We start from the raw sequence: 15,472 nt of genomic DNA on the forward strand, positions 1-15,472 counted from the left end.
TGGTGCCTAGCTGCCGACCTTGATGCGGGCGAAGCCCGTGAGGGTCAGGCCGGCCTGCTCGGCGACCTTGGCGACGGACAGCTTGTTGTCCTTCGCGTAGGCCTGGTCGAGCAGCGCGATCTCCTTGAAGAAGCCGGTCAGGCGTCCCTCGATGATCTTGGGCAGAGCCGCCTCGGGCTTGCCCTCGTTCTTCGCGGTCTCCTCGACGATGGCGCGCTCCTTGGCGACCTGGTCCTCGGGGACCTCGTCGCGCGAGAGGTAGGTCGGCGCCGCGAACGCGACGTGCTGCGCGATCGAGCGCGCCGTCTCGGCGTCGTCGCCCGTGTAGCCGACGACCACGCCGACCTGCGGGGGGAGGTCCTTGCTGGTCTTGTGCAGGTAGATCGCGAAGTCGTCGCCGTCGACGCGACGGACGGTGCGGAGCTCGACCTTCTCGCCGAGGAGGGCGGCCTCGTCGTTGATGAAGGCGCCGATCGTCTGGCTGCCGTGCGTGACCTCGAGGGCCTGCTCGGTCGACGACGAGCCCGCGGCCGCGACGGCCTCGAGGATCGTGTCGGCGAGCGCGATGAACTTGTCGTTCTTCGCGACGAAGTCGGTCTCGCTGGCGAGCTCGATGAGCGTCGCGTAGCCCGAGCTCGCCTTGGCGGCGACGAGCCCCGCGGTGGTCTGACGGCCCTCGCGCTTGGCGACGCCCTTCAGTCCCTTGACGCGGAGGATCTCGACGGCCTTCTCGATGTCGCCGTCGGCCTCGACGAGCGCGTTCTTGCTGTCGAGCATGCCCGCGCCCAGGCGGTCACGGAGGGCCTTGACGTCGGCTGCGGTGAAGTTGGCCATGTGTCTGACGTCCTTTCGTGGAGTCGGAGGAAGAGGAGGGGAGGACTACTTGGCGTCGACCGCTGCGGCGTCGGCGTCGGTCGCCGTGGCGACGTCCTCGGCCGGCTCGGCGACCGGCTCGACGACGGACTCGCCCAGGGGCTTCTCGGCGACCTGCGCGTCGGCGTCGTTCTCCTGCGTGGGGAGGGACTCGGCGGCGGGGGCGGCGGACTCGGCGGCCTGGCTCTGCGCGAGCAGCTCGGCCTCCCACTCGGCCATGGGCTCGACGGGCGCCTCGGCGTCCTCGGGCTTCTGGTGACGCTGGACGAGGCCCTCGGCCGCGGCGTCGGCGACGATGCGCGTGAGCAGGCCCACGGAGCGGATCGCGTCGTCGTTGCCGGGGATCGGGAAGGTGATCTCGTCGGGGTCGATGTTGGTGTCGAGGATGCCGACGACCGGGATGCCGAGCTTCTTGGCCTCGTCGATGGCGAGGTGCTCCTTCTTGGCGTCGACGATCCAGAGCGCCGAGGGCGTCTTGGTGAGGTTGCGGATGCCGCCGAGCGTCTTGTGGAGCTTGTCGAGCTCACGCTTCTTGATCAGGAGCTCCTTCTTGGTGAAGCCCTGCGTGGTGTCGTCGAAGTCGATGTCCTCGAGCTCCTTCATGCGCGCGAGGCGCTTGGACACCGTCTGGAAGTTCGTGAGCAGGCCGCCGAGCCAACGCTGGTTGACGTAGGGCTGGCCGACGCGGTTCGCCTGCTCGGCGATGGCGCCCTGGGCCTGCTTCTTCGTGCCGACGAAGAGGACGGTGCCGCCGTGGGCGACCGTCTCCTTGACGAAGTCGTAGGCCTGGTCGATGTAGGCCAGGCTCTGCTGCAGGTCGATGATGTGGATGCCCGAGCGCTCGGCCAGGATGAAGCGCTTGCCCTTGGGGTTCCAGCGACGGGTCTGGTGTCCGAAGTGGACGCCGCTGTCGAGCAGCTGGCGGATGGTGACGACGGCCATGGTCGTTCTCCTCGTTCGTGGCACGGCGGTGCGTGCCTGCTTGTCGGTTGGACGGGCGACCGGTCGGTCGCCCCTGCCTGGTGCCCGGGCGCGCATCCGCCCCGCACGGCGCCGAGGCGCTCTGAGGGGACCGAGTGGATGCGGAGGCCGGTGATCGTCGGGGACGACTGGGCACGCGAAGTCAGCCTGCTGGGCAGGCTGCTCGCTCATGGTAGCACCAGGGCCCCGGCGCCCGGGATGCACGACGCCCCCGTCCGGAGCGTCCGGACGGGGGCGTCGTGGCGGTGCGGCGGGTCAGCGCGTGCGGGCGCCCTTCGAGGCGGTCACGCCCATCTCCTCGAGGGAGCGACCCTTGGTCTCGGGGATCTTCGTGAACACGAAGAAGAACGAGACGAGGGCGAAGAAGGCGAAGAGCCCGTACGAGAACGCGAGGCTGAAGTCGGCGAGCGACGGGAACGACACCGTGACGAGGAAGTTCGCGATCCAGTTGGCCGAGCTGCCGATGCCGAGCGCCGTGGCGCGGATGCTGTTGGGGAACATCTCCCCGAGCAGGACCCACATGAGCGGACCCCACGTGGCGCCGAACGAGACGACGAACAGGTTGGCCGCGACGAGGGCGATCGGGCCCCAGGCACCGGGCAGCTGCGGTTCGCCGTCGACGATCTGCGACTGGCTGAAGGCGAGGGCCGTGACGGCGAGGCTGACGAACATGCCCGCGGAGCCGACGAGCAGCATCGGGCGACGGCCGACCTTGTCCACGAGGCCGATGGCGATGAAGGTGACGGCGACGTTGACCACGGCCGTGATCGTCGAGATGAGGAACGAGTCCTCCTCCTGGAAGCCCACGGCCTGCCAGAGGGTCGTCGAGTAGTAGAAGATCACGTTGATGCCGACGAACTGCTGCAGCACCGCGAGGATGATGCCGACCCAGACGATGGGCTGCAGGCCGAAGCGGTCGCCGCGGACGGACGACTTCTTCTCGAGGGCCGCCTCGGTGGCGATCGAGTCGGTGATCTCCTTGAGCGACGTGTCGACCGTGTCGGCGGGGACGATCTCGGTGAGCACCTCGCGCGCCTCGTCCTCGCGGTCCTTGCCGGCGAGGTAGCGGGGCGACTCGGGCAGCTTGAGCGCGAGCAGGCCGTAGACGACGGCGGGCACGAGGCCGACGAGGAACATCCAGCGCCACGCGGCGAGGCCGAAGAGGCTGGGCTCGGACGCGCCGCCCGCCGTGACCGCGAAGAGCTGGTCGGAGAGCAGGGCGGCGAAGATGCCGAGCGTGATGGCGAGCTGCTGGAACGAGGCCAGCCGCCCGCGGATCGCCTTGGGCGACACCTCGGAGATGTAGGCAGGGGCCACGACCGACGCGATGCCGATGCCCAGGCCGCCGATGACGCGCCAGAGCACGAGGTCGTAGACGCTGAACGCGATCGTGGAGCCGATCGAGCTCACGAGGAAGAGCAGGGCTCCGATGAGCATGACCTTGATGCGGCCGATGCGGTCGCTGATGCGGCCCGCGAAGTACGCGCCGACGGCGCAGCCGATCAGGGCGGACGCGACGGCGAAGCCGGAGGCGAACGGCGAGAGGCTGAACTCCTCCTCGATCGAGCCGACGGCGCCGTTGATGACCGACGAGTCGAAGCCGAAGAGGAAGCCGCCGACGGCCGCCGCGATGGCCAGGCCCGTCACCCTCCTCCGGAGCTTCTTGGGGTTGGCACTGTTCTGCTGCGTCGGACTCGACACGTGATCATCTCCTAGGACAGGGGTCACGGCGGGTCGGAACCCTCTCCGGTCCCCCACGACTGCGCGCACGGGTTGCTCGTGCACAGGGGACTGTACGCCCGGCTCGCGCTCCGTGCACGGACCGCAACGATCGGGGGCGTGAAGCCCCTCCTCGTGCCCGACCGCACCCGGCCCCTCCCCCCGCCCCCTGGCCCGCGCCCCGTCCCTCGTCGGGGCGCACGGTCCGTGCGCCGTCCCGGCCCGCGGCGACGGCTCGCGCTCCTCGTCGCGACGGGCCTGGCCGCGGTGGCCCCGGTCCTCCCCGACGGCGCCGCCGGGCACGCCCGGCAGGGTCCCCCGGTCGTCGTCGCGGCCCCCGCCGCGGTCGCGCAGGAGGCCCGGGGCACGTTCGCCCCGCGCGGTGCGTCGTGGTCGTGGCCGGTCCCGGCACCGCACCCGGTCCTCCGGCCGTTCGTGGCCCCCGAGCACGCCTGGTCGCCGGGGCACCGCGGCCTCGACGTCGGCGCCGCCGTCGACGCCGTCGTGCTCGCGCCCGACGACGGCGTCGTGCACTTCAGCGGCGTCGTCGTCGACCGGCCGGTGCTGTCGCTGCGGCACCGCGACGGCGTCCTCAGCAGCGTGGAGCCGGTCGCCAGCGACCTGGTGCGGGGCGACGCGGTCGAGCGGGGGCAGCCGATCGGGGTCCTGCGCCCCGGGCACTGCCCCGACGGGCCGTCGTGCCTGCACCTCGGCGCGCGCGTCGACGGCACGTACGTGTCGCCCCTGCTGTTCCTGGGCGGGGGCGAGCCGAGCGTCCTCCTGCCGACGCGACGCTGAGCTCGGGCCGCGGCGCTCAGGCGCGCGCCGCGGCACGGCGCTCAGGCGCGCGGGTGGGCCGACCGGTAGCTCTCGCGGAGGCGCTCGGCGGAGACGTGCGTGTAGATCTGGGTCGTGCCGAGGCTGGCGTGCCCGAGCATCTCCTGCACCGCGCGGAGGTCGGCCCCGCCGTCGAGCAGGTGGGTCGCGGCCGTGTGGCGGAGCGTGTGCGGCCCGGAGGGGCCGGAACCGGGCAGCTCCCCGAGGAGGTCGGCGACGAGCCGGTGCACGCTCCGCACCCCGAGGCGGCCCCCGCGCGGACCCAGGAACAGGGCCGAGGGGGTGGGCACGACGCCCGTCGCGAGGGACGGCCGACCCCGTGCGGTCCAGGCGGCGAGCGCCCCGGCCGCGGGCACGCCGAAGGGCACGACCCGCTGCTTGCCGCCCTTGCCGGTCACGCGGGCCGTGAGCCGCGCGGTGTCGAGGTCGCCCACGTCGAGGCCGACCAGCTCGGAGACGCGGAGCGCGGAGCCGTAGAGCAGCTCGACGACGGCGAGGTCGCGGAGCGCACCGGCGTCGTCGGTGCCGGCGCGCGCGGCGAGCGACGAGAGCACGCCGTCCATCTGCTCGCGCGTGAGCACGCGCGGCAGCCGTCCCTGGCCCTTGGGGGCCCGGAGGCGTGCCCCGGGGTCGGCACCGACCCGCCCGGACTCCTCGAGCCAGCGGGTGAGGGCGCGGGCGCTGGCGCTGCGCCGGGCGAGGCTCGCGCGGGAGAGGCCGGACTCGCTGCCGCGCCACAACCAGTCGCGCAGGCGCTCGAGGTCGAGGTCGGCAGCCGTCGCCTCGTCGCCCACCGCCGCCGCGAGGTGCTCGGCGAGCTCGTCGAGGTCGGTGCGGTAGGCGCGGATCGTGTGCTCGCTGAGCCCCCGGGCGTGCCGCAGGTGCTCGACGAAGGCGGCGAGCGTCCGGGCCATGATCTCCACGCCCCGAGCCTAGGCACCCCGGGCGTCCCGGCGGCACCCGCCGCACTTAGGACGCCCGCCGCACCCAGCCCCGCTTCCGCTCCACCCAGGGCGCCCGCCGCGCGTGAACCACCCCTCGGCGCACGAACCACGCCTAGGCAACGGGCCCACCGCCGCCACGAGGTTCATCCGCTCGACCCGCCGCACGCGAACCACCCACCGTGGCCCGAACCACGCCTAGGCAACGGGCCCACCGCCGCCACGAGGTTCGACCCGACCTCCTCCAAGAGGCGAGCAGGGGCACCGACGTGGCGCGCGCGTGCCGCACCTAGGACGCCCGCCGCACCCAGCCCCGCTCCCGCTCCACCGCGCCGTCCGCGAGCTCGAGCTCGGCCAGCACGCCCGCGACGTCACCCACGGCGAGCCCGGTCGCGACCGCGAGGTCGGGCACCGTCCGCGGCGTGCGCGCGCTGAGCGCGTCGAGCACGCGCCGCACCTCGGGCGCGGCCCGGTCGCGATCGTCGGTCGTGGGACCGTCGCCGGAGGGCTGGCCGCCGTCGGCGAGCTCGAGGACGTCGTCCACGCCCGTGACGCACGTGGCCAGGCCCGACCGCAGCAGGGCGTGGCAGCCGACGGACGAGGGCGAGGTCACCGGCCCGGGCACGGCCCCCACGGGCCGACCGAGGACGCTCGCGTGCCCGGCCGTGTTGAGCGTGCCCGAGCGGCGCCCCGCCTCGACGACGACCGTCGTCGCCGACAGGCAGGCGATGAGCCGGTTGCGCTGCAGGAACCTCCACCGTGACGGGGAGGACCCGCAGGGCACCTCGGCGAGCACCAGGCCGTCGGCGACGACGCGGCGCAGGAGCTCGTCGTGGCCACGGGGGTAGAGGTGGTCCACGCCGCCGGCGAGCACCGCCACCGTGGAGGCGGGCGTGAGGAGCGCCGCCCGGTGGGCCGTCCCGTCGATGCCGTACGCGCCTCCTGAGACGACGACGCGACCGCGGTCGCCGAGGGCCGTCGCGAGGTCGGCCGTCACCTGCTCGCCGTAGGACGACGAGGCGCGCGCGCCGACGAGCGACACGGCACGCGGGGCCGTCGGTACGGGCAGGCGCCCGCGCGTCCACAGGGCGGCGGGCGCGTGGTCGCCGAGGTCGTCGAGGGACGCGGGCCAGCCGGGCGCCTCGGGGCGCACGAGCGCGGCACCCACGTGGGCGGCCGAGCGGAACGCCCCCAGCACCCGCTCCGGCGTCGTCCGCGGGCGCCACCGCGCCAGCGCCGCCCGCACCCCGGCCGGCGTGAGCTCGTGGCCCGTCCCGGCGAGCGCCGTGAGGACGCCGTCGACCGCGGGCGCGCCCTCGGCTGCCGGATCGGGCAGCTGCTCGAGCACGACCCGGAGGGCGGTGCGGGCGCCCAGGTGACGGCGGAGGGCCCCGCCGACGGCGTCGCCCGGTTCGACGATCGCCGACCAGGCGCCCGCCGCGAAGTCCTCGAGGGCCTCGTCGTCGTCGCGGCCCGAGCGGTGCGCGGCCCCCACCGTGCACGCGAGGTCCACGATCCGGGCCCTCGGCACGCCCAGGAGCGGCGCCGGGCTCACAGCGACCTCCGGAGCGACAGCGCGCGTCGCACGTGGCCCGCGTCGGGCCGGTCGACGCCGGCGAGGTCGGCGAGCGTCCACGCGATGCGCAGCACCCGGTCGTAGCCGCGCATCGTGAGGACCCCGGTCTCGAGCGCGCGGTCCACGCTCTCCGTCGCGGCGAGCGGCAGTCGCCCCGGACCCGATCGCAGCCAGCTGCCCGCGACCTGGCTCGTGCGGGTCCACCCCGTGCCCGCCAACCGCCGCGCCGCCCGGTCGCGGGCCTCCTCGACGCGGGCCCGGGCCTGAGCGGTGGTCGTGCCGGTGACGTCCCTCGCCCGCCGGAACTGCGCCGTCGCGATGCGCGACACCCGGATCTGCAGGTCGATGCGGTCGACGAGCGGCCCCGACAGCCGGCCCAGGTACCGGCGACGTTGCACGGGGGTGCACGTGCACTCGACGTCGCCGGCCCCGTACTGCCCGCACGGGCACGGGTTCGCCGCGGCGACGAGCTGGAACCGCGCCGGGAAGCGCGCGACCGCCCGCGAGCGGTGCACGACGGTCTCGCCCGACTCGAGCGGCTGCCGCAGGCAGTCGAGCACGGTCGTCGCGAACTCGGGCGCCTCGTCGAGGAAGAGCACGCCCCTGGTCGCCCGTGCCGCCGCGCCCGGTCGCAGCACGCCCGACCCGCCGCCCACGAGCGCCGCGGCGCTACAGGTGTGGTGGGGCGCCTCGAAGGGCGGCCGCAGGTCGAGCTCGCCACCGACCGGGACGCCGCAGAGGCTGCGCACGGACGCGACCTCGAGGGCCGCCTCGACGTCGAGGTCGGGCAGCAGCCCGGGCAGCCGGGCGGCGAGCATGCTCTTGCCGGCACCGGGCGGACCCACCATGGACAGGTGGTGCCCGCCCGCGGCGGCGACGACGAGCGCCTCGACCGCCTGCTCGTTGCCGATCACGTCGCCCAGGTCGACCACGGCGGGGGCAGGAGGCGCCGGTCGCCCCCGCCGCACCGGCTCGGTCGGCACCGGATCGAGCTCGGCGCCGTGCCAGAGCGCGGCCTCGCGCAGGCTCGGCACGCCGACGACGCGGACGCCGGGCACGAGCTCGGCCTCGGCGACGTCGGCGGTGGGCACCATGACGATCTCGGCCCCGGCGCGCTGTGCGCCCCTGACGGCCGGCAGCACGCCGTCGACGGGCCGGAGCCGACCGTCGAGGCCGAGCTCCCCGACGTGCACGACCCGCGCCACGGACTCGCGGGGCACGAGACCGGCGGCCGCGAGCGCGGCGACGGCGATGCCGAGGTCGAACGCGGCGCCGTGCTTCGGCAGCGACGCGGGCGACAGGTTGACCGTCAGCTTGCGCGCGGGCAGCGCCAGCCCCGAGTTGGTGGCGGCCGAGCGCACGCGGTCGCGCGACTCCCCCAGCGAGGCGTCGGGCAGGCCGATGAGCACGAAGGCGGGCAGGCCCGCCCCGAGGTCGGCCTCGATGTCGACGAGCACGCCGTCGAGGCCGAGCAGCGACACCGCCCTCGTGGTGGCGACGCTCACGGCTCGATCCCCCGTACGTGCCGCACGTCGCGGCGCCCACCGGTGACGGTGATGCCGACGACGTCGATCCGCATCGGTCCCCGCTCGGCGGGGTGCGCCTCGCGCCAGGCGTGGGCGAGGCCGCGCAGGCGGGCCGCCTTCACCGGGGTCACCGCCTCGAGCGCGTGCCCGTGGCTCGTGCCCCGGCGCGTCTTCACCTCGACGACGACGAGCTCGTCGCCGTCGCGCACGACGAGGTCGATCTCGCCCCGTGGGCAGCGCCAGTTCGCGTCGAGGATGCGCATGCCGCGCTCCGTCAGCCAGTCCGCGGCCCAGCTCTCGCCGCGGCGGCCCAGTTCTCGTGTGTCGTTCATCCGGTCGTCCTCCTGACGGGAGGATGACGGGGAGCGACCGACGAGGGAGCGGACCGGGGGCTCAGCCGGGGACGGCGACCGTGACCGTGGAGACGGGGAGGAGAGGTGCCCTACTCGTCGAGCGCGAGCTCCTTGGGCAGCTCGAAGTCGCGGCTGGCCAGCTCCTCGACGTTGACGTCCTTGAAGGTCAGCACGCGCACGCTCTTGACGAAGCGGTCGGACCGGTAGACGTCCCACACCCACACGTCGCTCATGCTGAGCTCGAAGTAGAAGTCGTGCTCCGTGTCGCGCCGCACGAGCTCCACCTCGTTGGCGAGGTAGAAGCGTCGCTCCGTCTCGACCACGTAGCGGAACTGCGCCACCACGTCGCGGTACTCGCGGTACAGCGCGAGCTCGACCTCGCGGTCGTAGTCTTCGAACTCGTCCTCGTCCATCGGTGGACCATCCTACGTGCCCGCGCCGAGCACGGCGGTCGTCAGTCGCGGAGCCAGCTGACGCGGTGCAACGGCGACGGCCCCAGCTCGGCGAGCCCAGCGTAGTGCGCCTTCGACCCGTAGCCCTTGTTGGAGGCCCAGGAGTACCCGGGGTGCTCGGCGTCGGCGGCGACCATGAGCCGGTCACGGTGCACCTTGGCGAGCACGCTCGCCGCCGCGACCGACGCGCAGTCGCGGTCGGCCTTCACCCTCGTCCGGACGGGCGGCGGCGTGCCGAGCGCGGGCGTGAGCCAGTCGTGCGCCCCATCGAGCAGCACGACCGAGCGGAGCACGCCGACGCCGAGGTCGTGCAGCTCGACCAGGGCGCGCCGCCCGGCGAGGCCGAGGGCCGCGACGATGCCCAGCCGGTCGACCTCGTCGGCCCCCGCGAGCCCCACGGCCCAGCGGTGGCACCACTCCCCCGCGGCCGGGAAGAGCGCCTCGCGACGGGCCTCGCTGAGCAGCTTCGAGTCGCGGAGCCCCGCCGGGGCCTCCGTGCAGTCCCCGAGCACGGCGCTCACGCCGACCGCCACGGGACCCGCGATGGCCCCGCGTCCGACCTCGTCGCACCCGATGACCCACTCGGCACCGCCGGCGTGCAGCTCCCGCTCGACGTCGAGCGTCGGCTCGACGACGGGGCTCACCGGCCCTCCTGCTCCGTCCCGCGGAACACCTCGGGATGGTCGCTGAGCCAGGTCCAGCGGTCGAGCGGCCAGCTGATGACGAAGGCACGCCCCACCACGTCGTCGAGGGGGACGAAGCCCTTGCTCGGCGTACCGGTGTTGTACCGGCTGTCCTGGCTGTTGTACCGGTTGTCGCCCATGACCCAGAGCGATCCCTCGGGCACGGTCACCGAGAAGTCGACGCCGGAGGCCCGCTCCTCGCCCACGGGGAGGCTGACGTAGGCGGACTCGTCGAGGGGGACGCCGTTCACCGACAGCTGGCCGAAGTCGTCGCAGCAGGCGACGGTGTCGCCGGGCAGGCCGATGACGCGCTTCACGAGGTGCTCGTCGCTGTCCTGGGCGCCCAGCCCGACCTGGGTGAGGAACCACGCGAGGCCGTCGGCCAGTGGGCCGCCCGTCGAGGCGGAGGCCGTGGGCGTGCCGTCGAGCCAGCCGCCCGGGTCCTTGAAGACCACGACGTCGCCGCGCTCCACGTCGACGAGGTCGGGCACGAGCTCGTTGACGATGATCCGGTCGTCGATCTGGAGCGTCTGCTCCATCGACCCGGAGGGGATGTAGAACGACCTGATCAGGAACGTCTTGATCAGGAACGAGATGAGGAGCGCCGCGACGAAGATGACGATGACGTCGCGGAGGAACCTCAGGATGCTGCGCCCGCCGGACGGCGACTCGCTGCGCGACCGGGGTCGCAGGAATGTGTTCGTCATTTAACCACCCGAGCTCCCCTCCATCGTAGACGGAGGGGAGCTCGGGAGAGGACCAGGGACGCGATCAGTGGTCGCGCTTCTCCTTGATCTTGGCCTTCTTGCCGCGCAGCTCGCGCAGGTAGTAGAGCTTGGCGCGGCGCACGTCGCCACGGCTCACGAGCTCGATGTGGTCGATGACCGGGGAGTGCACGGGGAAGGTGCGCTCGACGCCGACCTGGAAGCTGACCTTGCGGACCGTGAAGGTCTCGCGGACGCCCTCGTTCTGGCGGCCGATGACGACGCCCTGGAAGACCTGGACGCGCGAACGCGTGCCCTCGATGATGTTGACGTGCACCTTGACGGTGTCGCCGGCGCGGAAGTCGGGGATGTCGGTGCGCAGCGAGGCCGCGTCGACGGAGTCGAGGATGTGCATGGTGAGTTCGCTCTCTGCGACCGCCACAGGTCGACCGCGGTGTGTGATGACGAGGAAAGGGGACGTGCTCCGGTGTGGCCGGCTCCCCTGTGGCAGAGCCGTGCGCAGGCACGAACGCTCATTCTGCCACACGGCGGGCACGCGACGCCACCACGGGCCGGCTACTGCTGCCCGTCGCGGCGGGGCGTGATGGTGATGACCGGTCCGGACGCGCCGGGGCGACCCGGGCCTCCTGCGCCGCCCTGCGCCGCGTCCTGCTGGGCACGCCGCGCCACCGCGTCGAGGTCCGCCAGGGAGGACGTCACGCGCTCGCGCGTCTCGGTGAGCCAGCGTCGCCCGGCCGTGACGACGAGGGCGACCAGGGCGCTGACGGTGACGACGGCCGACACGGCGAAGAGCGCCGTGGACAGGTCGCGCAGGTCGTCGCCGGCGAGGCGGGTGAGCACGGACGCCGTCGGGCCGCCCGCCGACCCGTCGACGAGGAACGTGCCGAGGCCGAGCTGCCCCACCCAGAGCGCGGCGAAGAGCCCGACGTCGAGCCACGACACGACGCGGCGCTGCCGCACCGAGCGCCGCGTGACGACCAGGAGCGTGGCGACCGCGGTCGCCACGACCAGGATCGGGACGAGCAGCAGCTGCCCCAGGAACTGCAGGCCCAGCGGCACGCCGAAGAAGGCCCGCCCGAGCAGCACCCAGGCGGGGAGCAGGAGCAGCGCGGGCCAGAGCGCACGGTGGACGAAGCGTCGGATCGCCATGGGCGGAAGCGTACGGCCCCCGCGTGGGGAACGCCTGACACGGTGCGGGGACCGGGTGCGGAGCAGGTCAGGCGTCGGGCACGTCGGCCAGGAGGTCGGGACGGACGCGGCGCGTGCGCTCGAGCTGCTGCTCGTGCCGCCAGGCCGCGATCGCCCCGTGGTTGCCGCTGAGCAGCACCGGGGGGACCTCGAGACCGCGCCAGGTCGCCGGCTTGGTGTAGCTCGGGTACTCGAGGAGGCCGCCCTCGTGGCTCTCCTCCGTCAGGCTCTCGGGGTTGCCGATGACGCCGGGCAGGAGGCGCCCCACGGCCTCGACGATGGCCGTCACCGCGACCTCGCCGCCGTTGAGCACGTAGTCGCCGAGGCTGATCTCGCGCACGGTGGCCCGGGTCGCGGCGTGGTCGACGACGCGCTGGTCGATGCCCTCGTACCGCCCGCAGGCGAACACGAGGTGCGGGACCGCCGCGAGGTCGCGGGCCGTGGCCTGCGTGAACGGCGTGCCTGCCGGCGACGGGACCACGAGCGTGGTCGTCGACGGGTCGGCGTCGTCGCCCAGGACGAGGTCGAGCGCCTCGCCCCAGGGCTCGGGCCGCATGACCATGCCCGCCCCGCCCCCGTAGGGCGTGTCGTCGACGGTGCGGTGCCGGTCGTGCGTGAACGTGCGCAGGTCGTGCACGTGCACGTCGAGCAGCCCCTGCTGCCGGGCCTTGCCGAGCAGGGAGATGTCGAGCACCCCGAAGAACTCGGGGAAGATCGACACGATGTCGATGCGCACGGTCAGCGGGCGCCGGAGTCGTCGGCCTCGACGGTCGCCTCGGCCTCGTCGGTCGCGTCCGCGTCGACGCTGTCGTCGGCGAGCTCCTCGAAGAGCCCGGCGGGCGGCGTCACGACGACCCGACCGGCCTCGACGTCGACCGTCGGGACGAGGGCGGCGACGAAGGGCACGAGCACCTCGCCGGCCTCGGTGTCGACGGCCAGCAGGTCTTGTGCGGGGAGGTGGTCGACACGGGCGACGGTGCCCACGACCACGCCGTCGCGCTCGACGCGGAGCCCGACCAGCTGGTGGTCGTACCAGGCGTCGTCCTCCTGCGGCAGCTCGTCGGTGGCCTGGTCGACCCAGAGGATCGCCTTGACGAGGGACTCGGCCGCACTGCGGTCGCCGACCCCCTCGAAGAAACCGACCGGGTTGCCGTTGTACCAGCGGAGCTCGGCGAGCGTCAGCGTGCGGCCGTGCCACTCGCTGGTCTCGGGCACCTGCAGGGCGAACCGGGCACCCGGCGTGAACCGCTGCTCGGGCGTGTCCGTGAAGAGCTCGAGCTTGAGCGCGCCCTTGAGCCCGTGGGCCTTGGTCAGGCGGCCCACGCGGAGGGTCGTGCGATCGGTGGAGGACACGGGGTCAGCAGCCACGGATCAGGAGTCGACGACGTCGACGCGCACGCGCTGTCCGTCGGCCAGGGCCGTGACGAGGGTGCGGAGGGCCTTCGCGGTGCGACCGTTGCGGCCGATCACGCGACCCAGGTCGTCGGAGTGGACGCGGAGCTCGAGGACGTCGCCGCGGGGCGAGGTCTTCTCCGCGACCTGCACCTCGTCCGGGTGATCGACGATCCCCCGGACGAGGTGTGCGAGTGCAGGTGCGAGCACTGACTACGCCTCGACGGTCTCGGCGTCGTCGGCGGGCTCCTCGGTCTTGGCGGCGGGCTTGTCCGCCTTCGGGACCAGGACGGGCTTCTTCTTCTCGTCGGCGACGTAGCCCTCCTTGGGGGCCTTCGTCTTGACGAGGTTCTCGGTGCTGCCCTCGCCCTTGAAGGTGCCCCAGTCGCCCGTGAGCTTCAGGAGCGCCTCGACCTGCTCGGTCGGCTGCGCGCCGACGCCGAGCCAGTACTGCGCACGCTCGGAGTCGACCTGGATGAACGAGGGCTCCTCGGTGGGGTGGTACTTGCCGATCTCCTCGATGACGCGACCGTCACGCTTGGTGCGCGAGTCCGCGACGACGATGCGGTAGTACGGGGCGCGGATCTTGCCCATGCGCTTGAGACGGATCTTGACTGACACGGTTCTCCTGATGTGGTGTGTGGTGATCGAGTTGCCAGCCGTGAGCGTGGGGGCACACTCGGCTCGAGAGCTCTGATGGGGTCGAGGTCGATCTGATTAGAGGGTCGGAAAGCCACGACTCGACCTCCCATTGTTGCAGACTCGGACGCACTCCCGCCAATCCCCCGTGCACCGATGTCGACGCGGACCGGACGGGGCCGGGGGCGGCCTGCCAGGATGGCCCGGACCCCTGCCCTGGAGGCCCGCATGAAGATCGACTTCGCCCCGTCCGAGCGCTCCACCCTCGGCATCGAGTGGGAGCTCGCCATCGTCGACCAGGGCACGGGCGAGCTCGCCCCTCACGCGCCCGCCGTGCTCGCCGAGCTGGCCGCCCTCAACGACGGCCACGAGCGCCTCACGGCCGAGCTCCTCACGAACACCGTGGAGGTCGTCACGGGCGTGCACCACCGGGTCCCCGACGCCGTGGACGACCTCCGGGCGACCGTCGACGCGGTGCGCCCCCGGGTCGAGGCGCTCGGCGCCGACCTCCTCTGCTCGGGGACGCACCCCTTCAGCACGTGGGCGGACCAGGAGGTCACGCCGGGCAAGGAGCGCTACGCCACCCTCATCGACCGGACGCGCTGGTGGGGCCGGCAGATGGCCATCTGGGGCGTGCACGTGCACGTGGGCCTCGACTCCCCCGACAAGGCGCTGCCGATCCTCAACGGCCTGCTCCGCTACGTGCCGCACTTCCAGGCCCTCACGGCGTCGAGCCCGTTCTGGAGCGGGCAGGAGACCGGGTACGCGTCGAACCGTGCCCTGCTGTTCCAGCAGCTGCCCACGGCCGGCCTGCCCCCGCAGTTCGCGACGTGGTCGGACTACGAGTCCATGGTCGGCGACATGGTCCGCACGGGCGTGGTGGACGAGCCCAGCGAGCTGCGCTGGGACCTGCGCCCCTCCGCCCGCTGGGGCACGCTCGAGACGCGCGTCTTCGACGGCATCTCGACGTTCGAGGAGGTCGCCGCCGTCGCCGCGCTCGTGCAGTGCCTCGTCGACGAGATGTCGGGGCGCCTCGACGCCGGCGAGGTGCCGCCGGTCATGCAGCCCTGGTACGTGCGGGAGAACAAGTGGCGCGCGGCCCGCTACGGCATGGACGCCATCGTGATCCTCGACGCGCAGGGCGAGGAGCGCCTCGTCACGGACGACCTCCGCGACCTCGTGCGACGACTCGAGCCGACCGCCGAACGCCTCGGCTGCCTCGACGCCCTGCACGGCATCGCCCGCATCGCGGACCACGGGGCGAGCTACCAGCGCCAGCTCACCGTGGCCGCGCAGCACGGCGGCGACCTGCGACCCGTGGTGGCCTCGCTCGTGCGCGAGCTCCGCGAGGGGCTCGACGGCAGCCTGTAGTCGCGGGCCACCCCCGGGCGGGTGGCGATCAGTAGTAGGCCGAGCGCGGAGCACGTCGACGCCGGCAGGTGCGCGTCGAGGCCGGCCCGGGAGCGAGCGAGGTCGATCCCGACCGGCTCAGCCCTGGACTCGTCGTTCGCCCAGCGCCGCGTCGTCCACCGTCAGCCGTCGCCCCCTGCGCCCTCCGTCATGCCTCATCCGACATGTCGGTACGAG

At 73.4% G+C, this 15,472-nt stretch carries 18 protein-coding genes; 2 read left to right on the top strand and 16 right to left on the bottom strand.

What is annotated here, in order from left to right:
* Positions 1-6: 6 nt before the first annotated feature.
* From tsf to ACYVHQ_RS05580, 3 genes are all read right to left on the bottom strand, one after another.
* Complete coding sequence (gene tsf / locus ACYVHQ_RS05570; protein WP_460511146.1) at positions 7-834, bottom strand: translation elongation factor Ts; 828 nt, start codon at positions 832-834, stop codon at positions 7-9.
* Positions 835-879: 45 nt separating this feature from the next.
* Positions 880-1,815, bottom strand: a complete 936-nt coding sequence (rpsB, locus tag ACYVHQ_RS05575) for a 30S ribosomal protein S2 (RefSeq protein WP_460511147.1) — start codon at positions 1,813-1,815, stop codon at positions 880-882.
* Between the two features lie 294 nt (positions 1,816-2,109).
* Entirely contained in the window at positions 2,110-3,555 is a 1,446-nt protein-coding gene (locus ACYVHQ_RS05580) for a sugar porter family MFS transporter (protein WP_460511148.1), read from the bottom strand.
* A gap of 138 nt (positions 3,556-3,693) precedes the next feature.
* Here ACYVHQ_RS05580 and ACYVHQ_RS05585 point away from each other — a divergent pair, with 138 nt between their 5' ends.
* Entirely contained in the window at positions 3,694-4,371 is a 678-nt protein-coding gene (locus ACYVHQ_RS05585) for a M23 family metallopeptidase (RefSeq protein WP_460511149.1), read from the top strand.
* A 41-nt stretch (positions 4,372-4,412) separates the two neighbouring features.
* Here the strand turns inward: ACYVHQ_RS05585 and ACYVHQ_RS05590 are convergent, their stop codons facing one another.
* The 13 genes from ACYVHQ_RS05590 to rpsP form a co-directional block, all read right to left on the bottom strand.
* Positions 4,413-5,324, bottom strand: coding sequence for a tyrosine recombinase XerC (locus ACYVHQ_RS05590; RefSeq protein WP_460511255.1), 912 nt, complete (start codon positions 5,322-5,324; stop codon positions 4,413-4,415).
* A 316-nt stretch (positions 5,325-5,640) separates the two neighbouring features.
* Positions 5,641-6,864, bottom strand: coding sequence for a DNA-processing protein DprA (gene dprA, locus ACYVHQ_RS05595; RefSeq protein WP_460511150.1), 1,224 nt, complete (start codon positions 6,862-6,864; stop codon positions 5,641-5,643).
* A 38-nt stretch (positions 6,865-6,902) separates the two neighbouring features.
* A complete protein-coding gene (locus ACYVHQ_RS05600) occupies positions 6,903-8,432 on the bottom strand; it encodes a YifB family Mg chelatase-like AAA ATPase (RefSeq protein ID WP_460511151.1) in 1,530 nt (509 codons plus the stop codon).
* Entirely contained in the window at positions 8,429-8,785 is a 357-nt protein-coding gene (locus ACYVHQ_RS05605; protein WP_460511152.1) for a YraN family protein, read from the bottom strand. Before ACYVHQ_RS05605 ends, ACYVHQ_RS05600 begins: the two co-directional genes overlap by 4 nt.
* A gap of 110 nt (positions 8,786-8,895) precedes the next feature.
* A complete protein-coding gene (locus ACYVHQ_RS05610; RefSeq protein ID WP_460511153.1) occupies positions 8,896-9,219 on the bottom strand; it encodes a DUF2469 family protein in 324 nt (107 codons plus the stop codon).
* Positions 9,220-9,260: 41 nt separating this feature from the next.
* Positions 9,261-9,902, bottom strand: coding sequence for a ribonuclease HII (locus tag ACYVHQ_RS05615; RefSeq protein WP_460511154.1), 642 nt, complete (start codon positions 9,900-9,902; stop codon positions 9,261-9,263).
* Positions 9,899-10,648, bottom strand: a complete 750-nt coding sequence (gene lepB / locus ACYVHQ_RS05620) for a signal peptidase I (RefSeq protein ID WP_460511155.1) — start codon at positions 10,646-10,648, stop codon at positions 9,899-9,901. Before lepB ends, ACYVHQ_RS05615 begins: the two co-directional genes overlap by 4 nt.
* Positions 10,649-10,712: 64 nt before the next feature.
* Positions 10,713-11,060: a 50S ribosomal protein L19 gene (gene rplS, locus ACYVHQ_RS05625; protein WP_460511156.1), complete on the bottom strand. Its 348-nt coding sequence runs from the start codon at positions 11,058-11,060 to the stop codon at positions 10,713-10,715.
* Between the two features lie 161 nt (positions 11,061-11,221).
* Complete coding sequence (locus ACYVHQ_RS05630; RefSeq protein ID WP_460511157.1) at positions 11,222-11,815, bottom strand: hypothetical protein; 594 nt, start codon at positions 11,813-11,815, stop codon at positions 11,222-11,224.
* A gap of 67 nt (positions 11,816-11,882) precedes the next feature.
* Positions 11,883-12,590, bottom strand: coding sequence for a tRNA (guanosine(37)-N1)-methyltransferase TrmD (gene trmD / locus ACYVHQ_RS05635; protein WP_460511158.1), 708 nt, complete (start codon positions 12,588-12,590; stop codon positions 11,883-11,885).
* A gap of 2 nt (positions 12,591-12,592) precedes the next feature.
* Positions 12,593-13,207 (bottom strand): ribosome maturation factor RimM, encoded by a 615-nt coding sequence (gene rimM / locus ACYVHQ_RS05640; RefSeq protein WP_460511159.1) that lies wholly within the window; start codon positions 13,205-13,207, stop codon positions 12,593-12,595.
* 18 nt (positions 13,208-13,225) lie between these two features.
* Positions 13,226-13,456, bottom strand: a complete 231-nt coding sequence (locus tag ACYVHQ_RS05645) for an RNA-binding protein (protein ID WP_460511160.1) — start codon at positions 13,454-13,456, stop codon at positions 13,226-13,228.
* 3 nt (positions 13,457-13,459) lie between these two features.
* Positions 13,460-13,867: a 30S ribosomal protein S16 gene (gene rpsP / locus ACYVHQ_RS05650; protein WP_460511161.1), complete on the bottom strand. Its 408-nt coding sequence runs from the start codon at positions 13,865-13,867 to the stop codon at positions 13,460-13,462.
* A gap of 246 nt (positions 13,868-14,113) precedes the next feature.
* Between rpsP and ACYVHQ_RS05655 the strand changes: the two genes are divergently transcribed.
* On the top strand, positions 14,114-15,256 hold the full coding sequence (locus ACYVHQ_RS05655) for a glutamate--cysteine ligase (protein ID WP_460511162.1): 1,143 nt from the start codon (positions 14,114-14,116) through the stop codon (positions 15,254-15,256).
* The last annotated feature ends 216 nt before the right edge of the window (positions 15,257-15,472 follow it).

The sequence above is a fragment of the Frigoribacterium salinisoli genome (genome assembly GCF_054781095.1).

Bases quoted from the DNA above. Each gene is read 5' to 3' on its own strand.
- tsf (WP_460511146.1), bottom strand. From the start codon at position 834: ATGGCCAACTTCACCGCAGCCGACGTCAAGGCCCTCCGTGACCGCCTG.
- rpsB (WP_460511147.1), bottom strand. From the start codon at position 1,815: ATGGCCGTCGTCACCATCCGCCAGCTGCTCGACAGCGGCGTCCACTTC.
- ACYVHQ_RS05590 (WP_460511255.1), bottom strand. From the start codon at position 5,324: ATGGCCCGGACGCTCGCCGCCTTCGTCGAGCACCTGCGGCACGCCCGG.
- ACYVHQ_RS05605 (WP_460511152.1), bottom strand. From the start codon at position 8,785: ATGAACGACACACGAGAACTGGGCCGCCGCGGCGAGAGCTGGGCCGCG.
- ACYVHQ_RS05610 (WP_460511153.1), bottom strand. From the start codon at position 9,219: ATGGACGAGGACGAGTTCGAAGACTACGACCGCGAGGTCGAGCTCGCG.
- lepB (WP_460511155.1), bottom strand. From the start codon at position 10,648: ATGACGAACACATTCCTGCGACCCCGGTCGCGCAGCGAGTCGCCGTCC.
- rplS (WP_460511156.1), bottom strand. From the start codon at position 11,060: ATGCACATCCTCGACTCCGTCGACGCGGCCTCGCTGCGCACCGACATC.
- ACYVHQ_RS05630 (WP_460511157.1), bottom strand. From the start codon at position 11,815: ATGGCGATCCGACGCTTCGTCCACCGTGCGCTCTGGCCCGCGCTGCTC.
- ACYVHQ_RS05655 (WP_460511162.1), top strand. From the start codon at position 14,114: ATGAAGATCGACTTCGCCCCGTCCGAGCGCTCCACCCTCGGCATCGAG.